The organism is Paenibacillus radicibacter (assembly GCF_024721995.1).
Lineage (GTDB): Bacteria > Bacillota > Bacilli > Paenibacillales > NBRC-103111 > Paenibacillus_AM > Paenibacillus_AM radicibacter.
The window spans coordinates 1-25,024 of the sequence record NZ_JANQBC010000007.1; the positions used below are offsets into that span (position 1 = coordinate 1).

26 protein-coding genes are annotated in these 25,024 nt (G+C 41.6%); 19 read left to right on the forward strand and 7 right to left on the reverse strand.

Annotated features, from left to right (window positions below; translation table 11 throughout):
- Nucleotides 1-203: 203 nt before the first annotated feature.
- From NV379_RS13430 to NV379_RS13460, 7 genes are read left to right on the forward strand one after another with little or no spacing between them, the layout of a single operon-like run.
- Entirely contained in the window at nt 204-890 is a 687-nt protein-coding gene (locus NV379_RS13430; RefSeq protein WP_258207833.1) for a hypothetical protein, read from the forward strand.
- Between the two features lie 9 nt (nt 891-899).
- Nucleotides 900-2,303 carry a hypothetical protein gene (locus tag NV379_RS13435; RefSeq protein ID WP_258207834.1) on the forward strand — a complete coding sequence of 468 codons (1,404 nt, stop codon included), beginning with the start codon at nt 900-902 and terminating at the stop codon, nt 2,301-2,303.
- A gap of 13 nt (nt 2,304-2,316) precedes the next feature.
- Nucleotides 2,317-2,514, forward strand: a complete 198-nt coding sequence (locus NV379_RS13440) for a hypothetical protein (RefSeq protein WP_258207835.1) — start codon at nt 2,317-2,319, stop codon at nt 2,512-2,514.
- 39 nt (nt 2,515-2,553) lie between these two features.
- Nucleotides 2,554-2,883 carry a hypothetical protein gene (locus NV379_RS13445; RefSeq protein ID WP_258207836.1) on the forward strand — a complete coding sequence of 110 codons (330 nt, stop codon included), beginning with the start codon at nt 2,554-2,556 and terminating at the stop codon, nt 2,881-2,883.
- A 29-nt stretch (nt 2,884-2,912) separates the two neighbouring features.
- The gene (locus tag NV379_RS13450; RefSeq protein WP_258207837.1) at nt 2,913-4,247 is read left to right on the forward strand and encodes a YfjB-related protein; all 1,335 of its coding nucleotides are present in this window, start codon (nt 2,913-2,915) and stop codon (nt 4,245-4,247) included.
- Nucleotides 4,248-4,277: 30 nt separating this feature from the next.
- Complete coding sequence (locus NV379_RS13455) at nt 4,278-5,063, forward strand: YfjC family protein (RefSeq protein ID WP_258207838.1); 786 nt, start codon at nt 4,278-4,280, stop codon at nt 5,061-5,063.
- 17 nt (nt 5,064-5,080) lie between these two features.
- Nucleotides 5,081-5,608, forward strand: a complete 528-nt coding sequence (locus tag NV379_RS13460; RefSeq protein ID WP_258207839.1) for a DUF5381 family protein — start codon at nt 5,081-5,083, stop codon at nt 5,606-5,608.
- A gap of 74 nt (nt 5,609-5,682) precedes the next feature.
- Here NV379_RS13460 and NV379_RS13465 read toward each other — a convergent pair whose 3' ends face one another.
- Together NV379_RS13465 and yhbH are read right to left on the reverse strand one after the other, a co-directional pair.
- Nucleotides 5,683-7,077 (reverse strand): SpoVR family protein, encoded by a 1,395-nt coding sequence (locus tag NV379_RS13465; RefSeq protein ID WP_258207840.1) that lies wholly within the window; start codon nt 7,075-7,077, stop codon nt 5,683-5,685.
- A 6-nt stretch (nt 7,078-7,083) separates the two neighbouring features.
- The gene (gene yhbH, locus NV379_RS13470; RefSeq protein WP_258207841.1) at nt 7,084-8,238 is read right to left on the reverse strand and encodes a sporulation protein YhbH; all 1,155 of its coding nucleotides are present in this window, start codon (nt 8,236-8,238) and stop codon (nt 7,084-7,086) included.
- 183 nt (nt 8,239-8,421) lie between these two features.
- Between yhbH and NV379_RS13475 the strand changes: the two genes are divergently transcribed.
- The gene (locus NV379_RS13475) at nt 8,422-9,426 is read left to right on the forward strand and encodes a YdcF family protein (RefSeq protein ID WP_258207842.1); all 1,005 of its coding nucleotides are present in this window, start codon (nt 8,422-8,424) and stop codon (nt 9,424-9,426) included.
- A 129-nt stretch (nt 9,427-9,555) separates the two neighbouring features.
- Here the strand turns inward: NV379_RS13475 and NV379_RS13480 are convergent, their stop codons facing one another.
- Both NV379_RS13480 and NV379_RS13485 read right to left on the reverse strand, forming a co-directional pair.
- Nucleotides 9,556-10,212, reverse strand: coding sequence for a GNAT family N-acetyltransferase (locus NV379_RS13480; RefSeq protein ID WP_258207843.1), 657 nt, complete (start codon nt 10,210-10,212; stop codon nt 9,556-9,558).
- A gap of 5 nt (nt 10,213-10,217) precedes the next feature.
- Nucleotides 10,218-11,000 carry a MerR family transcriptional regulator gene (locus NV379_RS13485; protein WP_258207844.1) on the reverse strand — a complete coding sequence of 261 codons (783 nt, stop codon included), beginning with the start codon at nt 10,998-11,000 and terminating at the stop codon, nt 10,218-10,220.
- A gap of 276 nt (nt 11,001-11,276) precedes the next feature.
- On the opposite strand from NV379_RS13485, the gene NV379_RS13490 reads away from it, so the two are divergent.
- The 5 genes from NV379_RS13490 (at nt 11,277) to NV379_RS13510 (ending at nt 16,874) form a co-directional block, all read left to right on the forward strand.
- Nucleotides 11,277-13,412 carry a DNA topoisomerase III gene (locus tag NV379_RS13490; protein WP_258207845.1) on the forward strand — a complete coding sequence of 712 codons (2,136 nt, stop codon included), beginning with the start codon at nt 11,277-11,279 and terminating at the stop codon, nt 13,410-13,412.
- Nucleotides 13,413-13,454: 42 nt separating this feature from the next.
- Nucleotides 13,455-13,970 carry a DNA-deoxyinosine glycosylase gene (locus NV379_RS13495; RefSeq protein ID WP_258207846.1) on the forward strand — a complete coding sequence of 172 codons (516 nt, stop codon included), beginning with the start codon at nt 13,455-13,457 and terminating at the stop codon, nt 13,968-13,970.
- Between the two features lie 73 nt (nt 13,971-14,043).
- Nucleotides 14,044-14,325, forward strand: coding sequence for a hypothetical protein (locus NV379_RS13500; protein ID WP_308860287.1), 282 nt, complete (start codon nt 14,044-14,046; stop codon nt 14,323-14,325).
- Between the two features lie 23 nt (nt 14,326-14,348).
- A complete protein-coding gene (locus NV379_RS13505; RefSeq protein ID WP_258207847.1) occupies nt 14,349-14,726 on the forward strand; it encodes a DUF423 domain-containing protein in 378 nt (125 codons plus the stop codon).
- 264 nt (nt 14,727-14,990) lie between these two features.
- Complete coding sequence (locus NV379_RS13510; RefSeq protein WP_258207848.1) at nt 14,991-16,874, forward strand: EAL domain-containing protein; 1,884 nt, start codon at nt 14,991-14,993, stop codon at nt 16,872-16,874.
- 54 nt (nt 16,875-16,928) lie between these two features.
- Here the strand turns inward: NV379_RS13510 and NV379_RS13515 are convergent, their stop codons facing one another.
- Entirely contained in the window at nt 16,929-17,423 is a 495-nt protein-coding gene (locus tag NV379_RS13515; protein ID WP_258207849.1) for a hypothetical protein, read from the reverse strand.
- Nucleotides 17,424-17,589: 166 nt separating this feature from the next.
- Here NV379_RS13515 and NV379_RS13520 point away from each other — a divergent pair, with 166 nt between their 5' ends.
- A complete protein-coding gene (locus NV379_RS13520) occupies nt 17,590-17,904 on the forward strand; it encodes a YunC family protein (protein WP_258208122.1) in 315 nt (104 codons plus the stop codon).
- Between the two features lie 105 nt (nt 17,905-18,009).
- Here NV379_RS13520 and mtnA read toward each other — a convergent pair whose 3' ends face one another.
- Complete coding sequence (gene mtnA, locus NV379_RS13525; RefSeq protein ID WP_258207850.1) at nt 18,010-19,089, reverse strand: S-methyl-5-thioribose-1-phosphate isomerase; 1,080 nt, start codon at nt 19,087-19,089, stop codon at nt 18,010-18,012.
- Nucleotides 19,090-19,116: 27 nt separating this feature from the next.
- Complete coding sequence (gene mtnK, locus NV379_RS13530) at nt 19,117-20,340, reverse strand: S-methyl-5-thioribose kinase (protein WP_258207851.1); 1,224 nt, start codon at nt 20,338-20,340, stop codon at nt 19,117-19,119.
- Nucleotides 20,341-20,501: 161 nt separating this feature from the next.
- Between mtnK and NV379_RS13535 the strand changes: the two genes are divergently transcribed.
- From NV379_RS13535 to sufU, 5 genes are all read left to right on the forward strand, one after another.
- The gene (locus tag NV379_RS13535) at nt 20,502-21,083 is read left to right on the forward strand and encodes a DUF1802 family protein (RefSeq protein ID WP_258207852.1); all 582 of its coding nucleotides are present in this window, start codon (nt 20,502-20,504) and stop codon (nt 21,081-21,083) included.
- Nucleotides 21,084-21,199: 116 nt separating this feature from the next.
- Nucleotides 21,200-22,033: a Fe-S cluster assembly ATPase SufC gene (gene sufC / locus NV379_RS13540; protein WP_258207853.1), complete on the forward strand. Its 834-nt coding sequence runs from the start codon at nt 21,200-21,202 to the stop codon at nt 22,031-22,033.
- Between the two features lie 16 nt (nt 22,034-22,049).
- Nucleotides 22,050-23,345: a Fe-S cluster assembly protein SufD gene (sufD, locus tag NV379_RS13545; protein ID WP_258207854.1), complete on the forward strand. Its 1,296-nt coding sequence runs from the start codon at nt 22,050-22,052 to the stop codon at nt 23,343-23,345.
- Entirely contained in the window at nt 23,342-24,568 is a 1,227-nt protein-coding gene (locus NV379_RS13550; RefSeq protein WP_258207855.1) for a cysteine desulfurase, read from the forward strand. Before sufD ends, NV379_RS13550 begins: the two co-directional genes overlap by 4 nt.
- Nucleotides 24,555-24,980, forward strand: coding sequence for a Fe-S cluster assembly sulfur transfer protein SufU (gene sufU, locus NV379_RS13555; RefSeq protein ID WP_258207856.1), 426 nt, complete (start codon nt 24,555-24,557; stop codon nt 24,978-24,980). Before NV379_RS13550 ends, sufU begins: the two co-directional genes overlap by 14 nt.
- Nucleotides 24,981-25,024 lie beyond the last annotated feature (44 nt).

Below are 25,024 nucleotides of genomic sequence, written 5' to 3' on the forward strand. Positions count from 1 at the left end.
GAATCATTACAAGATCAATCATTACATCGAGTATCTTCAAACAAGTGCAGAAAAGCTGGAACAGGCGGAAACGGGTCTAATTAGAAAGGCAAATGCCTTTTAGATGTCGAGGCCATTTCGAGAAGGGAAGTTCACTAACTTTGAAAAAAAGAATTATTTTACATATATTAATGATTATATCGATGTTAGGAGTGTCGGGATGCATGTTTGCACCTAAAGAGTACAGGGTTAAAAAGATGTTGGATTATTTAGAGGATAAGTATGGAGAAAAGTTTGTGGAAGAGCAATTTGATCCGGGAAATGTTTTGATGCCAGAGCTATATGGTGGAGATAGTATGCTCGTCTATCCGACTATTAATCGGGATATACCTTTTCATGTAAATAAGAATGTGAAGTCATCAGGATTTAACGATAATTATGTACATGCTAGCTTATGTTATCTATTTACTGAAAAATACAAGTCAGGTGTTGAGTCGATAGATGAGAGAGTGAAGGCTGTAAAATTTAGATTTGGAACGAAAGTTTATCCTGAAGATCCTAGTATTTTAAAACAACCGATTGACGATTTCGCAAATGATAAAAGTAATGAATCAGATATTCATTTGTACCTTGTGGTAAGTACAGACGATGTGCAGGAATACAAGAAAGATGCGAAATTTATACATGATTTACATTCTTTTATGTTGAATTTAACGCATCGTGAATTTGAAATTTCAGTGGCATATATTAAGCAAGATAAAATACAGTCTGCTAAAGACTTAATAAGAATCTCACATACGACTAATTTCAGCTGGGATTGGTTGGGAGACGATGTAATACATGTGATAGATATTATAAGTGATCGTACGATACGAGATGTGGAGTATTTTGAAGATTTAGTCAGGGGGTGAAGATAGCATATGTCAATCAATATGAATGATTTAACGGACGAGGAAAAATATTTTTTGTTGGAACTATCATATATTGATTTATCTAATAGGCCACCTATCTCAAGTTCAAATAAACCTTCTATCCGTGACGCATTAGTTTATATTGCTACACATGATACAAAAAAAGATAACATTGAGAAAATTAATTTACTCATTAACAAATACGACACCATGATTATAGAAAATAAAACGGCTTTAAGCGATGTTAGATTGATTGGATATGAAAATCATAATCCAACAGGAAATCCTACAGTAAATGATAAGAGTGGATTCGTAGGCTACGCATTAGAAGATAGCAATGGAAATAGAGGGGTACTATTTAGAGGAAGTGAACTTGGTACTTCGTTAGACCTGGACGAATGGATAGACTGGTCGGATAATGCCGATTCATCGTTAACAGGGACTTCCAAGCAAGTTGAGCAAGCCAATGCATTCTTTGATAAGTACAAGGTTGAGGGAGGGACGAATTCGATTTATGGGCATTCCAAAGGGAATAATCTAGGTGCAGAAGTATTCCTCAATAATTTGGATATGGACATCTATGCGTATTCTGTCAATGGACAACCGGTGTATTGGAATGATCTGACAGAAAAGCAGAGGGAAGCGCTTCGAGGTGACCGATACACGTTCATAGTTCACAATAGGGATTTCATCAGCGACATCGGACATGTAGAGTATGTAGATCGAGTAGTAAATCTCAAGGGGATTTCCTGGAAATCTTTTAACCCCATGTATCCGCATTCACTAGAGAGTGTGGAATTTGATTTGAATGGAAATTTTAAGTCTTCTCGAAAACCTAATCTCACGGATCGGTTTCTTTCCATAGGATTTGAAGCTCTTATAAATACTATAAATAACAAGGGAAGTATTTACTATTTTCTTACTGAGGTCGTGAAAGCAACCTATGTCGCAGTATCGCAAGAGGCATACGAGGCTGTGAAATTTATTAAGGATAAATGTATCGAGCTCGCTTCTAAATTGGAAAATTGGACAAGAGAGACAATTGACAGGGTGAATGTGTGGTTTGATCAGGTCGCTCAAAAGGCGAAACTTTATTTCCAAGAGATGAAAGACTGGTTCTTCGGCCGTGATACATCAACGCCATTGGAGCCCCACATTTCCATCAATATTGGTAGGCTGCAAGAATATGCGCAAAGATTAATGTCCATTCGAAGACAAGTAAGTGAAGTGAATGAACGAATAGAAGACTTGTATTTCAGAGTGGGGTTCTCCGGCATACATAATGTGTTTCGAGCAGATCGATTGACGGAAAATCATTACAAGATCAATCAGTGCATTGAGTATCTTCAAACAAGTGCAGAAAAGCTGGAACAGGCGGAAATGGGTCTGATTAGAAAGGCAAATACGATGTAGTGGAGGGATGAGTATGGAAATAGATGCTAGGACAAGAAGTGAGATTAATAGCATTATTAGACAGATTTATTCGATTACCCGCGAGCTGGATTCGATCTCAACTGGTATGCGAAATGAATTTAAGGGAATTGGTACTCAGATTTGTGCAAATAAAATTATGAATATGTCAGAGAGTTATAGAGAAGTAGCGAGTAGCTTGCAGCGATTGTAAGTCCTGAGTTGAGAAATTAATGAAGCGGGTGATAGGTAAATGGGAGTTAACGTTGGACAAGCACAAGCCCAGGCTAATAAACTCAATTACTATGTGAATACGCTGAGAGACACGAAGCATAATTTGTCCTTGATCAAGTCTAATCTCAATCAAGTATGGCAAGCCGATGAGATGGCTTTCGTCAATCTAGCGATAGATCAGATCAATACAGAGATTGCAGAATTGTCTTCACATTTGGATGGATTAGGTAATGATATTGTAGCGGTAGCCTATGAGATCAAGCGTGAAGAAGAGGAAAGAGCTGCAGCAGCCGCAAGAGCCGCAGCCGCCGCGGCAGCGGCAGCTAGAGCGTCTGCACAGAAGAAGTAATTGATATATAAGTGAAGGAGGTGTCAGGAATGTCTAAGATTCGCATCGATATGAATCAAGTGAATGAAATCAGCAGAAAGTTAAGGCAAGAGGCGTCTAAGGTTGCAACTGTTGAGTCGGGAGTCTCTTCTGTGAAGAATAGTGTAGACTCACAGATTGCTAGTCGGCGAAACATTTACGGAAGACTCAGCCGAGCTAACAGTTTCATTCAAAGCATAGATGACAGGTTAAATCGCTTACTCAATTTCACAAACCAATCGCCAGATAAGTATGACCAAGCAGAAACTCATATCATCAAGAACTTGCAACCGAAGTATCTGGATTCGAAGAAAGGCATATCTTCATTATCCCAATTGATTGCTGACGGCAAATTTAACTCAATTGATGGGTTAAAGGATTTCGCAAATGACTTTGTACAGTGGCTGTTCGACAATAACATGTTTAGCGACGCGTATGAGAAGTACAATAACACAGTAGGTCGAGCAGGAGATTTCATGAGAGCACTGCAATTCATCACTTCGGGGCTTGCAATGACAGGTTTAGGATGGAGCTTCACGAAGACAGATGATTTATTCAAGTTTGTGATGCAGGGTAGTGTTACTGCTGGTAGGATCAAGCTTCCTATCGGTTCATTTCTCTCGTGGATAGAAAATTCAAAGCTCAACAACGTTGCTAGATTTATAGTAAATCCATTGCACTTTAAGTATAAAGATAAATCCTTGGCTGAACTCTTATTTAAGAGCCAAACGAAGTTGCTACCGTCCCTTGCAGCTGACCTATCGAACAACTCAAGGCTGCTATGGAATCAGTTAAAAGGTATGGCTACTTCAGCCATTGACTTGGGTGCAGTAAAAGTAAATGCAGGGGCATTAGCCAAAAATGCATTCCGGGTAGGTAAAGCTAATGCCGTATCAGCTATTGTGATAACAGGTGTAACTGAGGGCATAGGTGCAGGCATTAAGATTACGGAGAATTACAACAAATACGGTGATGATATTGAAAAATTAAAAGAAGAGAATGCAAAGGCAGTCGGCAACGCTGTATATAAAACAGCAGTTGTATCTGGTGCGTCCATTACAGGTGCTGTCGTATTCGGAGCAGTAGGTAGCCTGGCAGGTCCGATTGGGACTGTAGTTGGTTCGTCTGTGGGGAGTTTTGTAGGCAGCTGGGTTGGTGATGTGTTCGTTAGTAAAACGCCAGGTGTTACGAAATGGGTTGAGAATCAGGCCGTCAAAGCTAAAGATACGATACATAAAGGAATTGAAGCAGTGGCGAATGGAGCAAGAAGTGTAAAGAATGGTTTTAAGGAGGTTAAGGAGGGTGCTCAGAATTTACTCAAGAGTGCCAGAAGTGTGTTTGGTTAAATTGACTTTGTGATGTATTGGGGGATCATGATGGACACAATTTTACTAAGTATAGAGGAGCTTATATACAGTTTCTATAGTGAAGGGTACTTTGAGAATGGTAATGGACTTAGGCATTTCTATATGAAAGAAGTAACGGAAGAGCAGATGGAGTTGCTCCTTCAAGCTGCCTGCCGCTCACTATTAGCCAAAGATATGCTTCAGTTCCAGAACCACAAATTTGAGCTTCGAAAAGATATAGAGGATATCATTGCAGCATTAAATTTTTCTCATTATTCGATTAAGTCATCTAAGCATGCAGAAGACGGTGAGGAGGATTCGGTTTCCTATCATGTGACTGATAAAGGAATATATGAACATTCTCTTCTCTATGAAGGACAAGTTCATGTCTTTAAGCAGATGGATCAAGAGCATGTAGCGGGTAGTATTTGTGAGTTTTTTGGCGTTACACCTATAGGGGAAGAAGAGATAGAACTAGTGATCGATCAGGCAGAATTTGATCAGATCATCCATGCAATCGATGAGGAAACAGAGCAATCGGAAGCATGGCTAGATGAGATTCAAGGACAGCAAAAGGAATTTGTAGATGTACTTCGTGAAACCAAGGGGTATATGAACACAATGGTAATTTTGGAGATGAAGGACAATAAAGATCCGAAGACAAAAGATGCATTCTTATTTACTACTGGTAAGTCTAATCCATGGATCATCACACGTGTGAATGACTCCTATGTAGTTCGGACGTGCACGCAATCTATTATTCTATCTACGCTGCATAAGCATCTGAATGAGCCTGTTTCTGTCGTGTGGAGATAAACTTAAGGAGAATGAGTATGAAGAATTTAAAAGAAACAGCTAGAGGTGTACAGGTAAGTTTCACAAATTTTGTTGCTATACGTTTTTTGATTGCAATGGTAATTATGATTCTTACTTCGGGTTTAGTTTTTATTTTGATTCCTGAAGTTGATGAATCAAGAAGATTGTATGGCGTTGTTGTAGGTTTAATTGGGCTCGTTTTTTCTAGTTGGGTTTTATTAACGATTATATCTGTAATATCAAAAGGTCGGGTTCTACTAGAAATTGAGGACGGTTATCTGATAAATCGTAAGCACCGAGTTGCGCTACAAGAAATTGCACATGTACAATTCGGATGGCATTCCAAGAAAAAGAGTGGAATGGTTTTTAAAGACCTTATCATAACAACTGTGCGTAACGAAGAGTACTACTTCCGATATTATAATTTGTTATCTGGTCAAGCTATAGCAACATTCATTGAGCAGTATATGATTCCTCATGCAGCTGCAGATTACAGAAAGAGTTGGGATTCAAATTCAAAAGGTGTATCAAAGAAACTTATTTAATGAACATATTCAATAAAAACAGCCATTCACCGGATATCATCCAGTAATTGGCTGTCCTTAGTTTCATTTCAACTTTACACAAACTTCCGGTGATGCTTCTTCCCATCGAAAGTAAACTGCACTTTCTTCTCCTCGATCATCGTCTCCATGTGCACCGTCTTACCCCAAAGCCGCTGGATGTGAGGCAAGGTCTTCTCCAAGTACTTCAGATCAAGTTCGATACCCTCATAAGAGTGACGCAGGAACAACTCTCCATTACGCTGATAATCCCCATCAATGACTTCGATATACGGAAAGCCGCCGTTCACACGCGAGTAGACGAGTTGGTCTCGGATGTTCTCCCACGTTTTGTCGGTAATTTTCCATTCCGGTCCCTTTTTCTCGAAAATATACAGGTCTAACTCCTCGACGAGTTCCTTCGTCATGTAGTTGCGAATAAACGAGCTGTCAGATTCGACTTCTCGTACTTCAAAAATCTTGTTCCGATCGAATCGTTTTTCAATATCCTCAAATATTTTGAGTCCCAAATAGTAAGGATTAAGGCTGTTCTTAGAAGGTATGACAACGGAAGAGTTCAGTTTGGAGTATTCGATCGTTTCCTCAGGAGTGAGGTCGAGTTCACGTAGGATACGTTGGTGCCAATACGATGCCCAGCCTTCGTTCATGATCTTCGTCTCCAGCTGCGGCCAGAAGTATAGCATTTCATCGCGAAGCATGGTCATAATGTCACGCTGCCAATCGGTGAGATCGGTAGCGTATTGTTGAATGAACCAGACGAGGTCTTTTTCATGTTTCTCTGGGAATGTTTTCTTGGCTGCCACGTTGTCAGTTTCTTGCTTCACAGCAGACTTATCAATATCCCACAGATCTTCATAGCCGGTTAATCGATCTGATGTTGTTTTGCTGGAAGACGATTTCCTGCTTCTATTTCGCTGCATGTGTTTTTCAGCATCTATTAAATAGGGCTTTGTTATACTTGGATCGACATGCTCCTGAATAGCCAAGACCGCATCGATAAACTGTTCGACTTCATCTATCCCATATTCTATTTCGTATTGACGAATTCGCTCGGCAGTAGCTGCCATGCTATCGACCATATTACGGTTGGTCTTGGAGAATCGAACATTATTCTTGAAAAAATCGCAGTGCGCAAGCACGTGCGCGACTATGAGCTTATTCTGAATCAAGGAATTACCCTCTAATAAGAAGGCGTAGCAAGGGTCGGAATTGATGACAAGTTCATAAATTTTGCTCAGTCCAAAATCATATTGCATCTTCATTCGATGAAAGTTTTTCCCGAAACTCCAATGCGAGTATCGAGTTGGCATGCCATAAGCACCGAAGGTGTAAATGATTTCGGCAGGGCAAATCTCATAGCGCATCGGGAAAAAATCCAATCCGAATTCTGCTGCGATTTCCGTTATTTTCTCAATGGCAGTCTCTAATTCATGGATTCCGTTCGTAGACATGACGCGTTACACCTCCATTTTACGAGGAGAGAAGAACGTCTTGAGTGCTTTGTACACTTCTCCCTTTTCACGAATAATATAATGCAGGAACTTCGGATTGTGGATGTTGCGATAGGCAGACATTAAGGTGGAGGAACGGTTGTATTGGTTAACCTCGCCATAGCCGAACAGATTAGAGCGCTCCATGAGCTGAGTGATGAGCTTGACACACTTTTCATTATCGGAAGTTAAATTGTCTCCGTCGGAGAAATGGAATGGATAGATGTTGTACTTGGCAGGTGGATATTTGCGGTCAATGAGATCGAGTGCCGTCTGATAGGCAGATGAACAGATCGTCCCACCACTTTCTCCTTTAGTGAAAAATTCTTCTTCGGTCACGACTTTCGCTTCTGTATGGTGGGAAATAAAGACGATTTCGACATGCTCGTATTTGGTGCGTAAGAAGCGTGTCATCCAGAAGAAAAAGCTGCGTGCGATATATTTCTCAAAAGAACCCATACTGCCTGAGGTGTCCATCATCGCAATAATGAGTGCGTTGGACTGTGGATTCTCGGTTTCTTCCCATGTCTTAAAACGTAGATCGTCTGGCGAGATGCCGTGAATGCCCGGTTGACCGGAGCTTGCGTTGCGCTTGAGGTTTTCGAGGATAGTGCGTTTCTTGTCGATGTTCGACATGATGCCTTTCTTACGGATATCGTTGAACACAATTTCGTTGTTCATGATGTTGTCTTTTTCCTTATTCTGAAGGTTCGGCAGCTCTAACTCTGAAAAAAGCATGGCTTGCAGCTCTTCGAGCGGTACTTCCGCTTCAAAATAATCGTCACCGGCTTGATCGCCAGCCTCGCCCTTCCCTTTGCCTGGTCCTTGAGCAGGTGTAGGGTCGACACCGAGTACATCACCGACTTCAGAGTCGCCATCGCCTTGACCGACATGCTTACTCTTATTGTAGTTGTATCGCAGACGATATTCGTCTAATGAGCGAATGGGCACCTTAATGATTTGTTTTCCGTCGGACATGATAATGCTTTCTTCGGTTACAAGATCAGGCAAGTTCTTCTTGATGGCTTCGCGTACTTTTTGTTGGTGCCGAGTCTGATCTTGGTATCCTTTGCGATGCAGCGACCAATCTTCGCGAGATACTGTAAATAGCGGCTTAATCACGGTGCACCTCCTTATATTCATGGCATAGCATGACTTGTTATTCAATATATTCAAGATTAAGGGGGTTATGTGAGCGGCAAGGGATGGTTTTTTCAATTTGACAGTTGATTGAAATTGTGACAATGTGCTAATAGTAATTATGCTCAGGCATCTTAGATGTTACAGAAGAGGAAGGAACACATCATGGTTATTGTCACAATAATGGGATTCATCTTGTTAGCTGTTTTCGGATTTTTATTTACTAAAGAAAGAAGACGAATAAGTCTTGGCTATGTACTTTCTTTAAGTCTATTTCTTGTTTTATTTAGCTTGATGTATTACATATCGATGATAAATTTGGGGGGAATTACCGGCTTACTCGTATTGGGGTTTGTATTTGGGATTATTCCTTTAGGTATTGTGTTACTAAGTTTTTACTTGTTTGTGAATGGGAGATTAATGCTTCAGCGTGAGGGTAGAAGGTTAGCGAATTTACTTTCTCTTATCTTGAGTATCATGATGATGGGAATGATTGTTTTTGGCATTTATATTTTGTTTCTTACTTACAATATAAACTTATATTATTTGTATATTACTGTTCTTTTGTTGTTCCTCTACTATGCTTATATATTTATGAGTTACTTGGTCTACGCGGTGTTTTATCATTTTGCTAAAATCAGCTATACGCCCGACTTTATCATCGTATTAGGCTCAGGATTAATCGGTGGAGAGCGTGTTCCGCCACTGCTAGCATCACGCTTAGATAAAGGGATCGAACAATTCAAGAAATATAAGGATAAGCCGAAGATTATTGTATCGGGTGGACAAGGTCCAGATGAGTTATTAAGTGAAGCGGCAGCGATGAAGAAGTATCTATTGGAGCAAGGCATGCAGGAAAATGATGTATTAATGGAAGATCAATCTCGCAATACACTGCAGAATATGACATTCTCGAAGCGAATTATGGATCAATATCAAGACACGTATAAGAGTATTTTTATTACGAACAATTATCACGTACTACGGGCGAGTTTTTATGCGAGGCAAGCAGGTTTAAATCCATGTGAAGGTGTTGGTTCGCGAACAGCTAGGTATTATTTACCGAGTGCGTTCTTGCGTGAGTATATCGGAACATTGATGATGTATAAATGGTGGCATGTCGCAATATCTATTATGATCATCTTGTTTGTGTATGTTTCTCGTTTCTAAAATATAAGTTTTGCGTGAGTTGTTGTAAAAAAGAGAGTCTGCCCAATCACCCGCGGTTGCGAAGTGAGATAAGCAGACTTTTTTTAGTGATTTAGGGGGTTATATGAGCGGCAGGGGTTGGATTTTCTTCTATATAAATAAGATCCTCTTATCCTTCAAGTTCTGCACCATAAAGAGCCACTTTCGTTCATTGAAAAATAGATGCCGTATTCTACAATTTTCTTGTAATAAGGTAGCAAATGATAATTGTTCGTATAACTGTTTAGCGCGTGAGTTGTTTCCAGCCACATGTAGGCATAGTAAATGCAGGTTAGGTGTGTCTAGGACATACTGTTTCGCCCAATCTAGCATTAGTTTTCCAACGCCTTTACTGCGATGATCGGGGTGCACTGTAACGTCAGCAATATAACATTCCCCGGCTTGTGGTTGATGGGATAACAGTATTAATCCAATAAATAATATAAAAAGGTTCCACGTACTGAAATGTTTGAATCTCTTCCACGAAGGCAGTGTGCTCTTATCTAACTTCAGATTGAAGTCTGCTTTCCATTTGATGGACATCGTTCCGATCACTTCGCCATCTTGCACAGCGACAATCCTTTGACTAGCGGGTTCTGAAGGGTATTGCTCAAGCAATTTTTCGAAAAATAGTACAAGATCGGCTTCTCTCATATTGGTTAGGTGCTGGAATTTTCCGCGAAACCCATGTACGAGTAAGCAGCTGACTTGTGCATTGTGCTTAGTCTGCATAGGCTCAATTGATATTGGTGATGAATTAATCTTCATACTTATCATTCTCCTTTGGAAGTAGGAAGTGGGTTAATTAAGATTTGCAGTTCGTAATGCAGCTTGTCGCCTGCAAATAGGGAAAGGTATGATTTTTCAATGATAAGAAGTGGTCCTATTACGTCATAAGCTTGAGAAGCTGCGTATTTATAAAACTGTTCAATGATTGGATCGAGTTCATCATCATGGTGGAGGAGGCATTGCATGGTCAGGTAATTTCCCTCAGGCAAAGAATAATCAGTAGGTAGTGTCGATTCTAGATACATGCTGCTTTTGCCTGATGCCTTAATGAGATAGTGAACATCAAGCTCGAACAAGTTCGGTAATTGCTCCGTATGCTGGGCTACTTGTTTCGCACTAATTAAGGAGCTCGCATCCAGATCCATCCAATGCGTGAGATAGGTGAGCGATCTCTGATTAATTGGATAGGGGCTAGTCTGCGTATGAAAGTTTTGTTGTTCATGAACAACTTTGTTAATGAATTGTTTAAGCTGGCTAAGGCGTTGGAGCTCTAACTCAATCTCATGCAACGAAGTACGGAATAGCTCTTGATATTGCTCTGCTGTATAGGAAGTTAAACATTCCTTAATAGCCTGAACGGGAACTCCTAGCTTGCGAAGCAGTAAGATGTGCGAGAGCTGATAGATTTGATCCATGCCATACATCCTATATTGGTTATGATCGATATAAGCAGGATCGAGAATGCCTTTCTCCTCAAAATAACGGATTTGATGAACCGACACATGCATAAGCTTCGCTAATTCACTAATTGTAATTTCACTTTTCATAACGTAACGCTCACTCCTCGGGATAAAGCTGGGTATATCCTAACGATACACCTTAGGTCAGACCTAAGGTCAAGTGTTTGCATGAATTTATGGATTCAATCATCCTAACTTGGTGTAAGGCGATATTTTATTGTAAAATTGGTTACGATATCGAGTTACAATCTTGTTAATGTCATAGAGTATGTTTAAAAAATGAAACGGAAGTGCTTTTTTCTCTATAGTGACCAATTTTTAAACATATTCGATTAATTATAAAAAGAATTGTTAGGAGAACTTATGAAATCACTTATATTATGTGAAAAACCAAGTGTAGCGAAAGAAATCGCACGTGTACTCGGATGCACGCAGAAACATAAAAGCTATATCGAAGGACCGAAATATGTCGTCACTTGGGCGTTAGGGCATCTCATCGAGCTTGCGACACCAGAAGATTACGATAACAAATACAAGACTTGGAACTTGGAAGACTTGCCGATCATGCCGGAGCGAATGAAGCTAAAGATCATGAAGGAGACTTCACATCAATATCGTGCAGTGGCACAGTTGTGTAAACGGCAGGATCTAGGTGAATTAATCGTTGCAACGGATGCAGGGCGTGAAGGTGAATTAGTCGCGCGTTGGATCATGGAGATGGCAGGTTGGCGTAAGCCGTTCAAGCGACTGTGGATATCTTCTCAGACAGATAAAGCGATTAAGGACGGATTCGCTAGCTTAAAGCCCGGACGTGATTATGACCATCTCTATGCATCAGCTGTATGTCGCGCAGAAGCAGATTGGATAGTTGGACTTAATGTGACGCGAGCACTGACTTGCCGTTATGATGCACAGTTATCTGCAGGTCGGGTTCAGACACCTACACTTGCAATGCTTATGGAACGTGAACGTGAAATTAACAATTTCAAATCGACACCATATTGGACCGTTACTGCTGATTTCAGCGGTGTACAAGCCCAGTGGCGTGATCCGAAGGGGAATGCTCGCATTTTTGATCAACAAAAAGCAGATTCAATCCTAAGCCAAGTTAGCAAGTCGAATGCAAAATTAACGAAATTGACGAAAGTCGAGAAGTTAGAGCCGCATCCGCTGGCTTATGATCTAACTGAGCTGCAACGAGATGCGAATAAGAAGCTTGGTTTTTCCGCAAAAATGACTTCCAACGTGCTCCAACGTTTGTACGAGCAGCATAAGATCGTGACTTATCCGCGGACGGATTCGAGATACATTACGTCGGATATGGTGCCAACACTGAAGAGTAGACTCGAAAGCGTAGCAGTTGGTCCTTATGCAGAATTAGTAAGGCCGCTACTACGTAAGCCGATTCAGGCAACGAAGCGGGTGGTAGATGATAGTAAAGTCACCGATCACCATGCCATTATTCCAACGGAGCAGTATGTGAACTTAAATGCATTGTCGTCAGAAGAACGTAAGCTTTACGATCTTATCGCGCGTCGCTTTATCGCGTTATTTTATCCGGCTTATAAATATGAAGAGACAAGCCTTACCATCACGGCAAGTGGAGAATCGTTCTATGCGAAGGGGCGGGTGCAGAAGGATAGCGGCTGGAAAGTGGTGTATGGGAATACGCAGGACTTCGATTCTGACGATGAAGATGATCAAGGATTCGATGAACGATCCACATTGAAACAGCAGCTTCCAGAGCTGAAAGAAGGTTCTTCTTTCTCAATAAAATCGTGCCTAAAAACCGAGCAGTCGACTAAGCCGCCTGGACGTTATACAGAAGCAGCACTGCTCTCTCAGATGGAGAAGCACAACCTAGGTACACCGGCTACACGAGCTGACATTATTGAGAAGCTCATCTCAAGTGATACGATTGAACGAAGAATAAACAATCTTGTGCCAACTGGCAAAGGGAAGCAATTGATTGAATTGGTTGCAGCTAAGTTGCGTTCACCAGAGCTAACAGCGCAGTGGGAACAGGAGTTAGAACGAATTGCGAAGGGTAAAGGCAATCACAAGCAATTCATTCAAAGTATTCGTGAGCAGACAAGAGAGCTTGTGAATGAAGTAAAAGAAAGCGACATCGATTACAAGCCGCATAACTTGACGCATTCCAAGTGCCCAGAGTGCCAGAACTTCTTATTGGAACGTAATGGCAAGAGAGGTAAGACGCTCGTCTGCTCGAGTCGCACTTGTGATTACCGCCGCGCTGCGGAAGCACCTGTTGTCAATAAACGTTGTCCGCAATGCCGCAAGAAGATGGAACTTCATACCGGTAAAGCCGGAAAGTACGTACAATGCCGTCCTTGCAATGTAATTGAGAAGCTTGGAGAGCAGAGCGGCAAAGTGAAGAAGCATCAGCAAGCGAAGCTTATTAAGCAGTACAGCGACAATGAGACGTTAGGCTCATCATTAGGCGATGCACTGAAAGAAGCGATGAAGAAATTCGAGTAAACAAGCGAATAGCTTAACTACAACTAGAAGGAGGCATGCGTCATGCTCTCGTCATTTCCACCTGTTATTCATGAACAATGTTCCATCTTGATTCTAGGTTCAATGCCTGGAGCAGAGTCACTTAGGCTGCAGCAGTATTATGCGCACCCACGGAATCATTTTTGGAAAATAATCTTTCATATGTTTAATGGGACAGTACCTGAGGAATACGAGAGCAGACTTGCCTTCAGTCAGTCCAAAGGGATAGCCTTATGGGATGTCCTTCAATATTGTGAGCGAGAGGGAAGTTTGGATGTGAACATCCAAAAGCCTGTTGCGAATAACTTTGCAGAGCTGCTCGCCACATATCCGAATATTCGTCATCTCTGTTTCAATGGCGGTAAAGCGTATGATTTGTTCAAGCGGCATGTCCAAGCGGACTTGGATCTTGATCTTATTACGCTCTATCCTCTCCCATCCTCCAGTCCTGCTCATACAATCTCAATGGATAAGAAATTGAAAAGCTGGTCAGTCATTGGCGAATTAGCAGGGAAATTTCGACATGAAGAGAATGTATAGATGTTAGGGATTGTAATCACATACTTCGGTTTAAGGAGAGGAAAAGATGATGCGTTGCTGCATTTGCCAATGGGTGAAAATTGTTGATATGGAGGATGAGATTATTTCGGAGGTATTGTTTGAACACGGTGTGATCGAAGCGCCTTTCATTATGATGGGAAGTACCGTGCTCACACATGGACTCGGGCTTCAGCAATTTGAAGTTGTCAATGACACCCGAGAGGGTAAGCAAATGCGTAGTAAAGTTGTAGACATTGAAATTGATATGTTGAGTAAGCCGGAAGTGACTCGTGTGATTCTTGAACCCGTGCAGCTTATTGTTGGACAGCATGATGTAGGATTAATCATTCAATAGAAATAAAGCGAGGGTGTTTAGTTATGTTTAGATTGTTTGTTATTTTGGGTTCAATTAATGCGTTTCTAGGAGTAGCTTTAGGTGCCTTCGGCGCACATGGATTGCAGTCCAAGCTATCAGAGAAGCTTATGGCAACGTTCGAGACGGGTGTACAATATCATCTGATTCACGCTCTTGGACTTCTAGCTATTGCTTTTTTATGTGAGAAGCTAGGAAATTCAAAGCTTGTATCAACTGCAGGCTGGTCGCTTTTTGCTGGAATTATCTTTTTCTCAGGAAGTCTTTATGCATATTGCATGACAGAAATTAAATTCCTTGTATTCTTAACTCCGATTGGTGGCGTATTCTTCTTACTTGGTTGGGTACTTCTTACGATCGCAGCTTGGAAAAGAAAATCATAGATCAAAAGTAAACAGTGAAGTCGGAAGTTGCCCATTATTCGGCAATTTTCGACTTTTTCACACTTTTTGCTTAACTTTTTCGTGGGGTAAAGCAGGAATAGTGCGTAAGATGTAGAAATAATACTACAAATTAGACTGATTTGATTGAATAACGTTCGTATTTAGGTCATTGAAATTTTCATTTCATCAAACTTCACATGTGCTTCTCGTTCTTGGAGATTGCATGATTCATTAGCATTTATATCAGCCATAGGAGGTATACCGATGAAATGGTTCTATGGAGCTAGCTATGTTCTTGTCGTAGTAGTCAGCTCTTTATTATTCAAGCCACAGGCAGCTCTAATTTATGCTATTGCCTCGCTCGTTCTTGCATATTTATTAATTTCTATGTATAAGAAGAGGGATCGTAATCGCACAGATCAATCTGACAAAGTGGATTCAAACGTGCAGACACAGCAATTGTTTCAATCCCTTCTGACGAATAGTCCGAATGCGATTGGTTTGTGCAACAAAGAGGGGCAGCTTATGCAAGTTAACCCTGCTGCAGAGCAAGTTCTTGGGATTTCTGCAGAGCACTTAACAGGAACTTCTTTCTTAAATTACGTAGCAAATGAACAGCAAGAAGTGACGAAGGCTTCGTTACTTAAAGCAAGTGAAGGTTCCACACAGACGTTCGAGACAGCTTTACTCCATAAGACAGGATATCGCAGTGATATGAAAACTCGCGCAGTCCCGGTCATATTGAATGAACAAGTGCACAGCTTCTTACTTATTTGTGAGGATAGCACGGATCGTAAGCGGGCGGATGAGCAAATTCGTCATTTAGCATTTTATGATGATATGACGGGTCTGCCGAATCGAAGATTGTTCCGTGAAGAGCTAAATCGCAAGTTGATAAGAAACAAGCAGACGCAAGAGAGACTTGCCGTGTTCTATATCGATATTGATGGGTTCCGATTAATTAATGAAGGCTTCGGATTTGAATTTGGGAATATGTTATTGCTCCAATTGGCAGAACGATTCTCTAGATGCGTAGGCATCGATGATTTTCTTGCTAGATCGGAAGGCGATCAATTCTCGATTTATTACGCTCATGTGCGGGATAGTCAACATGCAATTGAGCTCGCTGATCGCATTAAACATGTTCTAGAGCAGCCTTTTTCTTTAGATGATTTAGAATTACATATAACAACTTCAATCGGCATTGTGCTTCAATATGCAGATGATGAAGATGCCGAAACCTTAATGAAAAATGCGAATATTGCATTAACGCGTGCGAAGGAAACCGAGAAAAGCGGGGTTGTCGTATACAACATCGAGATGCAATCCTATTCCTTACAGCGCTTGAAGTTAGAAAGTGACTTACGTCGAGCATTAGCTCAAGAAGAATTCATACTTCATTACCAACCACAGGTGGATATCGATAGCGGTCAAATTATTGGATCGGAAGCATTGATTCGCTGGAATCATCCGGAACGTGGTCTTGTTTCTCCTGGTGAGTTCATTCCATTTGCAGAGGAGACAGGCTTGATTGTTCCAATTGGGGAGTGGGCACTTTATGAGGCTTGCAGGCAAAATAAAGAGTGGCAGGACAAAGGTTTTCTTCACGTTCCTGTGTCTGTGAACTTGTCGATGCGTCAATTTATTCAGCACAACATTAAAGGAAAGATTGCACAAACTTTGCAGCAAACAGGGCTTAATCCGAGATTCTTGGAGCTAGAAATTACCGAGAGTATGACGATGGATGTTGAGAATGCAATCGTATCCTTATTGGAACTGAAAAAACTTGGTGTCACGGTTGCAATAGATGATTTCGGCACAGGTTACAGCTCTCTTCATTATTTGAAGAAGTTTCCGATTGATAAGCTTAAGATTGATCGTTCATTTGTACGCGATATTATGGAAGATCCCAATGATGCAGCAATTGTATCTACGATTATTGCGATGACGCGTCACTTAAATCTTAAAGTAATCGCAGAAGGTGTTGAAACCGAAGAACAGTTATCCTTCTTACATGAAAATCATTGTGATGAAGTGCAAGGCTACTGGTTCTCTCCGCCAATTACAGCCGAGCGTATGGGATTTATGCTTGAACAGCACATTGATTCCGTTATTTCATCCGAACAAGAATATAAGCAAGGTCTATAAACAAGGTTCATAAACAAACAGGTACTCTGAATATATATCAGAGTACCTGTTTGTTTATCCTACAATGGAGAAATCATCGATTTCATTGAGTTGAATCAAGTAGACTTTCTTTTCATCAACATGATAGATCGTGATGTTCTGTTGCTCTGGATCGTAATTCAAGATTCGGCAAGGAATACTTAGCTTAACGCCTTTTTCTTTAATAACTGAAAAACGAACTAAGGTATTACTTTTCTTGAGTTGATCCATTTGATTAATGATCGATGTATGCTGTTCTTCGTTGCATGGTTTAGTTGCAACGGTTTTGGTGATAGTCGTGGTTGGTTTTGAAATAGGCAGCGCTGTATAGGTGTTGTTCTGTGGACGATTTTGCTCTACCAGATTGCCAATTTTGATCCCAGAAATTACTTTGTAATCGTTCACACATTCAGCTTGATTTAAGATGTGCAGTAACTTTTCAACAGCGATGTGGTTGTTTGGTGCGTCTAGTAAAATCTCAACAGAAAATAGATGGAGTGATTTTGATTGTTCATTGTTAGTTGGTTCCATATCCTCATACAACATCCTTTTATATAACATTTATCTTTAGTACATCTACTATAACATGACAATGGAACTATATGTGCAAAATAACTAAGACTTTAGTAGCAATTTAACCGTTTGAATTCGACAAGCATATAATGCACTGAAACTGCTCGAAAGGAAGTGGTATATGATGGTCCATATGGAGCCTCTTGAGTTTGACGGACACACCGCGATCGCAATCGAAGTTCAGTTACCGAAAACCACCTTGCTTGCCGTGACAACGCGCACGGGCTATATCATGTGTGGTGCACTAGATGTTGGATTGTTAAATGCAAAGTTAAAGGATCGACATATTCGCGCAGGTAGAGCAGTAGGTGTTCGCACCATCGAAGATCTGCTTAATGCGCCACTTGAGTCGGTCACTTATGCAGCAGAAGAGCTCGGAATAACGTCAGGTACAATCGGGCGTGATGCTATCAAGATACTTCTGGCAACTGAAAATTAATTAGAAATTGATCACATGTAAGAAATAGCGCCTAATCCCTGTAATCTGGTCAAGTGCTCCAGAATGTTTACAGCCGATCTAGGCGCTTTTGTTAGGTTTATTCAATTAATTAAAAAGTGCTGCTAGCCCATTTAAGTAAGGTTCACGAATGATACCTTTTTCCGTAATAATCGCTGTGACGTATTCGTGTGGCGTAACATCAAACGCAGGGTTGAATACTTTAACCCCAAGAGGCGCTGTCCGCTTACCGAAACCTTCTGTAATTTCTTCATCTGGACGCTCTTCGATCGGAATGTCTTGACCGGTCTTCGTGTTAAGATCAATCGTTGACAGTGGACAAGCCACATAGAATGGAATGCCATGTGCTTTAGCAAGTACAGCTACAGAGTACGTACCGATCTTGTTAGCAAAATCACCATTGGCAGCCACTCGGTCTGCACCGACAATAACCGCTTGAATCCAGCCCTTGGACATCACAGCACCTGCCATGTTGTCACAGATCAGCGTCACATCAACACCTGCTTGTTGCAGCTCAAATGCAGTAAGACGCGCACCTTGAAGGACAGGACGTGTTTCGTCTGCATACACTTTAAGTTTCCAACCTTTTTCATGAGCAAGGTAGAATGGAGCGAGTGCTGTGCCGTACTTCGCAGTCGCAAGACCACCGGCATTACAGTGTGTAAGAACACCCATGCCATCTTCAAATAGCTCAAGGGCATACTCTCCGATTTTACGGTTCGTCTCTTCATCTTCCTTATGAATCGCAATCGCTTCAGCAAGCAATGCATCAAGTAGATCGGATGTGGAAGTACCTGATTCGTGCAATGTCGTTGCGTGAGCTTTCATGCGATCTAGTGCCCAGAACAAGTTCACTGCAGTTGGTCTGGAAGTTGCCAGATATTCAATAACCTGGGTAATATTTTGATAAAATGCTTCGCGATCTTGTTGTCCTTGATTTGCTGCTACATAATTCTGCCCGCCGAGATAGACGCCATATGCTGCTGCAATACCGATAGCTGGAGCACCACGTACTTTCAAATGACGAATCGCTTCCCATACTTCTATAGCTGTTGTAAGAGGTAGGTAGATGATTTCTTCAGGGAGTAGACGCTGATCTAATAAATCCAGCTTATCACCAGTCCAAATCAATGATTGCAATGCTGTGTCTGTTTGTGTAGTTGTCATCGTATGATTCTCCTTTGTGTCCGCACCTTAACTGACGGCTTCTTCTAATATCATGCATTTTAATGCAAGGTCGATCAGATCGTCAATGGAAGCAGCCTGTCGGTTGAGTAGAATTAGCTGCTGCCCAAGATGAAGCGCGATACGCTGCGCGCGCTCTCTTGTATCAAGATTTTCAATCTGATCAATGTCTGCGACATGGGCTAGGCCGATTACCCTGCGAACCATCTTGCATCCTGTAAATCCGACGGTATCACGTAATAACTGCTGCATGTAGAAATCTTGGTAGCCTGTTGTTTTCGCGATACGATCCACACAATGCTCATTCCAAAGCGCTCTGAACTCACGATTAAATACATTCCACACCTCTGTAAGCGTATTTAATAGGTAGTTACGGTAGTCTTGGCAAGCTTCGGGACTCTCGCTCCAAGCTTCTTGTGCAGCGTAATTGAGGAGCAAGTTGGCAAATACTGCACCGATATCAAAGCCCATTGGACCATAGTAAGCAAATTCAGGATCAATAACTTTCGTCGATTCAGGTGTTACAAAAATACTTCCTGTGTGCAAATCGCCATGCAATAACGCTTGAGCAGATGTAAGGAACTTTTGACGTAATATTGCGACTTCGAGGTGTAAATTAACATTATTGTGTAATCGATCAACCACATCCTGCAAATGCGCTTCGTAATTGTTCGTATCTGCATCTGTATAGGGAGCTTCAAAGATTAAATCTTCTGTTATTTTACACAAATCAGGATTGATAAAGTTCTCGACTTGACGCTTCTTGTCTTGCTGGTTCATACCAAGGTCGGATGTGTAGAATAATGTGCGAGCAAGGAATGTTCCGATGTCTTCAGCAAATCGTGGGTAACGCACGGTTTGCATTAATCCTTTTCGCATAATGATATGATCGCTAAGGTCTTCCATCGCAGTGACAGCAAGATTAGGATCATACGCATATACCTCAGGAACAAGTGTTGGACATACCTGTGCTTGTGCAATTAATGCTTCGCTTTCGATACGTGCACGATCAAGGGTCAACGGCCAAGATTCACCTACAACTTTGGCATACGGCAGTGCTTGTTTAATAATTACACCTTTGGCTGATTTTGTGTCAGTTATGTGAAATACTAAATTTAAATTACCGTCTCCGATCTCGTGACAGGTCAGCTGTGCATCGTTATCAAAAATGTTTGGCAAATTTTTGGCGTAGGTAATGGCATCAAGCTCGGATAAAGGGTGGTATTGAGTCAATTCTTGTTCCTCCTATCTAACTTAAAGAAATGATTTAAATCATAGTATAGATTAAAAATGCGATGCTGTCATTTGCTATGAAGTGGAGTCGACAAGTATAATAGAGATTGCATGATTCAGGGATAATTTACCCATGGATTGTTTACGCTGGAGGTGGTTGAATGTTACGACAGATCGCCCTCAAAGAGTGGGCAGTTGTTATTTCCGCTCTTGAGTCGGGAGAGCAAATATGCCTAATGCGCAAAGGCGGTATTGCGGAGGAAACAAAGGATTTTCAAGTGAAATCGGATAGTTTTTATATGTACCCAACCTATGAGCATCAGCGTAAGTCTTTGCTTAAGCCTGAATTTCAAGATCGGATTGAAGAGACATTGTCTGGCTTGCAGATGGAGAAAGTAGAAGTTCAAATTACGAGCGTTGCGAAGCTCGTAAAAGATATTGAAATTACGGATGAAGCTGCTCTTGAGCGCCTACTGCCGCATCATATCTGGACGGAAGCTTTTGCGGATGAGCGTTTAAGATGGAAACGCACGAAGCCATTGCATGTCTTAATAGTAAGAGTATACAAGCTAGCGGTTCCGTTTAAATTATCAGTATCGTCTGACTTTCTTGGTTGTAAGTCATGGATTGAGTTCTATCATCATGAGGAAATATCATCATTAGATCCTGTACTTTCAGATGAAGTTTTTGCTGAGCAAATGGAAGCAATCGAAGCGGCTTTGTCAAAAATAGGTGAAAAATAACGTTTATTGCTTTACGTCTTGGATATATAATATTATTTAGAGGTTGAGAATCATTGAGAATCACTTTATAATGATTATCAAATAACATTAATTTAAAAAGCTGGAGGTTTACACAAATGGGAAAAGCACCCACATTAACGATAGAAGGCCTTAAAGCAACAATTGAAGGAAAAGAAATTCTTAAAGGTTTAAACATAGAAGTAAAAGGCGGAGAGATTCATGCCATCATGGGTCCTAACGGAACAGGTAAAAGTACGCTTGCTTCCACGCTAATGGGTCACCCGAAATACGAAGTAACTGAAGGTTCTATTACTTTGAACGGTGAAGACGTGCTAGAAATGGCAGTAGATGAAAGAGCTCGCGCTGGTCTATTCCTAGCGATGCAATACCCAAGTGAAATTACAGGTGTAACGAATGCGGACTTCTTGCGTTCTGCAATTAATGCACGCCGCGAAGAAGGCAGCGAAATTTCCTTGATCAAGTTCATCCGTCAAATGGAAGCGAAGATGAAAGAACTTGAGATGAACGGCGAGTTCATGCACCGTTACCTGAATGAAGGTTTCTCTGGTGGTGAGAAGAAGCGTAATGAGATTCTGCAAATGATGCTTCTTGAGCCAAGCGTAGTTATTCTGGATGAGATTGACTCCGGTCTAGATATCGATGCACTTCGTATCGTTGCTAATGGTGTAAACGCAATGCGCAGTGAAGACCGTGCATTCTTGATCATCACGCACTACCAACGTTTGCTTGACTACATTACACCAGATCACGTACACGTAATGATGCAAGGTCGCATCGTGAAATCCGGTGGTCCTGAGCTTGCACAACGTCTTGAAAAAGAAGGTTACGACTGGATTAAAGAAGAGCTTGGAATCGAAGACGAAACAGTTGGACAAGACGAAGAAGAATTCAAAGTACCAATGAACACAACAGCACCGAAGTACAGTTAAATTGGGGGATAAGAAGATGACCGCACAAACAATTCTTCCAATCGACCGCCAAGCCGTAATCGACTTATCTCAATCTAAGGGCGAACCGGAATGGATGACAACCCTTCGTGTTGAAGCGTTAGAGCTTGCTGGGACATTGGAACTACCAGTTTTAGAAAAAACAAGAATCGATCGTTGGGAAATTGCTTCCTACGGTACTCATAAATCCGCAGCTCCGCTTGCCTCTATTCAAGAGCTTCCGGAGAACTTGCAAGCATTAGTTGCTGGCGATAACGTACTGATACAACGCAACTCCACTTCGGTATTCCGTAAGGTATCCGAGGAGCTTGCTGCACAAGGCGTTATTTATACAAGCTTAGAATCCGCTTTGCAATCTCACAGTGATTTGGTGCAAAAGCACTTTATGACTGTCGTTGCGAAGGGCGAGAATAAATTGACTGCACTTCACGCAGCACTATGGAGTGGCGGAGTATTCTTATACGTACCTCGTAATGTCAACGTACAAGTTCCACTTCAAGCGTTGTTCGTAACAGACGACAGCGAAGCAAACTTCGTACCACACGTTCTAATCGTAGCAGAAGAGAATTCCTCTGTTACTTATGTTGAAAACTTTGAATCTGTTGGCAATAGCGGCAATGTTGTTCAGAACGGTGTTGTTGAGGTAGTCGTGAAGGCTGGAGCTAACGTAACAGTAGCATCCCTTCATGCTCTTGGCGAACATGTTACGGACTTAACATACCGTAGATCCATTATTGGAAACGATGCAACTGCAAATTTCGTAGTAGGCGAAATGAACAGTGGTAATTCCATGTCGGATACAACAGCAATCCTTAAAGGAAATGGCTCTAACTCCGATACAAAAGTGATTTGTGTAGGATCTGATGAGCAAAAATTAAACGTTACGACACGTGCTGTACACTTTGGTAAAGTGTCCAATAGTGATATGATTACTCGTGCTGTTATGAGAGATAGTGCAACAGCGATCATCAACGGTGTTACGAAGATTGAAAAAGGTGCGACAGGTTGTAACGGCCAGCAAACGGAAAAAGTGCTTATGCTTAGTCCGAAATCACGTGGAGATGCGAACCCAATTCTACTCATTGACGAAGATGATGTAAAAGCAGGTCACGCAGCAAGCGTAGGTCAAGTGAACCCTGAACAAGTTCATTACTTGATGTCTCGTGGTATTACGAAGGCAGAAGCACAACGCTTGATCATTTATGGATTCCTTGCTCCAATTGTATCTGAAGTTCCAATTGTAGCAATCGAGGAACAATTACAACGTACGGTGGAGAGGAAGCTGGGTCAATGAACACTTCGGAAATCCGTAAGTTGTTCCCCATCCTGCATCAAGAAATAAACGGACATCCGCTTGTATATTTGGACAGTGGCGCCTCTTCACAGAGGCCCATTTCCGTGATTGAAGCAATGAAGCATTACGAAGAATTCAATCACTCCAATGTACACCGTGGGGTGCACACACTTGGATCTCGGGCAACAGAAGCATACGAAGGCGCTCGTGCTAAAGTAGCGCGTTTCCTTAACGCAGCTTCTGAGGAAGAGATTATTTTTACTCGTGGTACAACGACAGCACTTAACTTAGTTGCTGGATCGTATGCGAGAAGTGTGTGTGGGGAAGGTGATGAAATCGTCATTACGCCGATGGAACATCACGCGAACCTCATTCCATGGCAACAAGTGGCTAAGGCAACGGGGGCAACGCTTAAATATATCCCTTTGCAAGCTGATGGTTCGATCTCTTTAGAAGATGTTGAGAAGACCGTTACAGAGCGTACGAAAGTTGTTTCTGTTACGTATGTATCTAACGTACTCGGTGTTACGAATCCGATTCGTGAAATTGCAGCAATTGCGCACCGTCATGGTGCAGTAATGGTCGTAGATGGTGCTCAAAGTACACCGCACATGAAAGTGGACGTACGCGAGCTAGATTGCGATTTTTATGCATTTTCCGGACATAAGATGTGTGGACCGACAGGTATTGGCGCTTTATATGGGAAGAAGAAGCTGCTTAACAACATGGAACCGATCGAATTCGGCGGTGAAATGATTGATTTCGTAGATCTTCAAGAATCGACTTGGAAAGATGCGCCGGCTCGATTTGAAGCTGGTACTCCGATGATTGCAAGTGCAGTTGGACTTGGTGCAGCAATTGACTTCCTTGAGCAAATTGGGCTCGATAACATTGAAGCTCATGACCGCAAACTGGCACAGTACGCACAGGATCGTCTATCTGAGATTGATGGAATCACCATTTATGGTCCAATGCAAAATCGTACGGGTCTTGTTACTTTTAATTTAGAAGACGTGCATCCGCATGATCTATCGACTGTTGTTGATTCGAGAGGGATTGCGATCCGTGCAGGACATCACTGCTGCCAACCGCTTATGCGCTGGTTAGGGGTATCGTCCACAGCACGTGCAAGCTTCTACTTATATAATACAGAAGAAGATATTGATCGACTCGTATCCGCGTTAATTCACACAAAGGAGTACTTCGATCATGGACTTAGATAATTTATACCGTCAGGTGATTATGGATCATTATAAGCGTCCGCATAATCGCGGCCGTTTTGAGAATGATGAAGCTGTAACAGTTGACTTAAACAACCCCACATGTGGTGACAAAATTTCATTACAAATGCAGATCGTAGATGGGATCGTAAAAGCAGCGAAATTCGAGGGCGAAGGTTGCTCGATTTCGATGTCTTCTGCATCCATGATGACTGATGCTGTTCGCGGTAAAACACTAGAAGAAGCATTGAAGCTCGCAGAACAATTTTCCGAACTCATGAAGGGTCAAGATATTGAATTCGATTATGAAGATATTGCAGCACTCTCTGGTGTTAACAAGTTCCCAGCTCGCATCAAGTGTGCGACACTTGCATGGAACGCGCTTCGCAAAGGTATCGAACGGTCGAAAGAGTAGTAAACAAGCCGAGTAGCGGTGAATATATTATAATAATAGGAGGT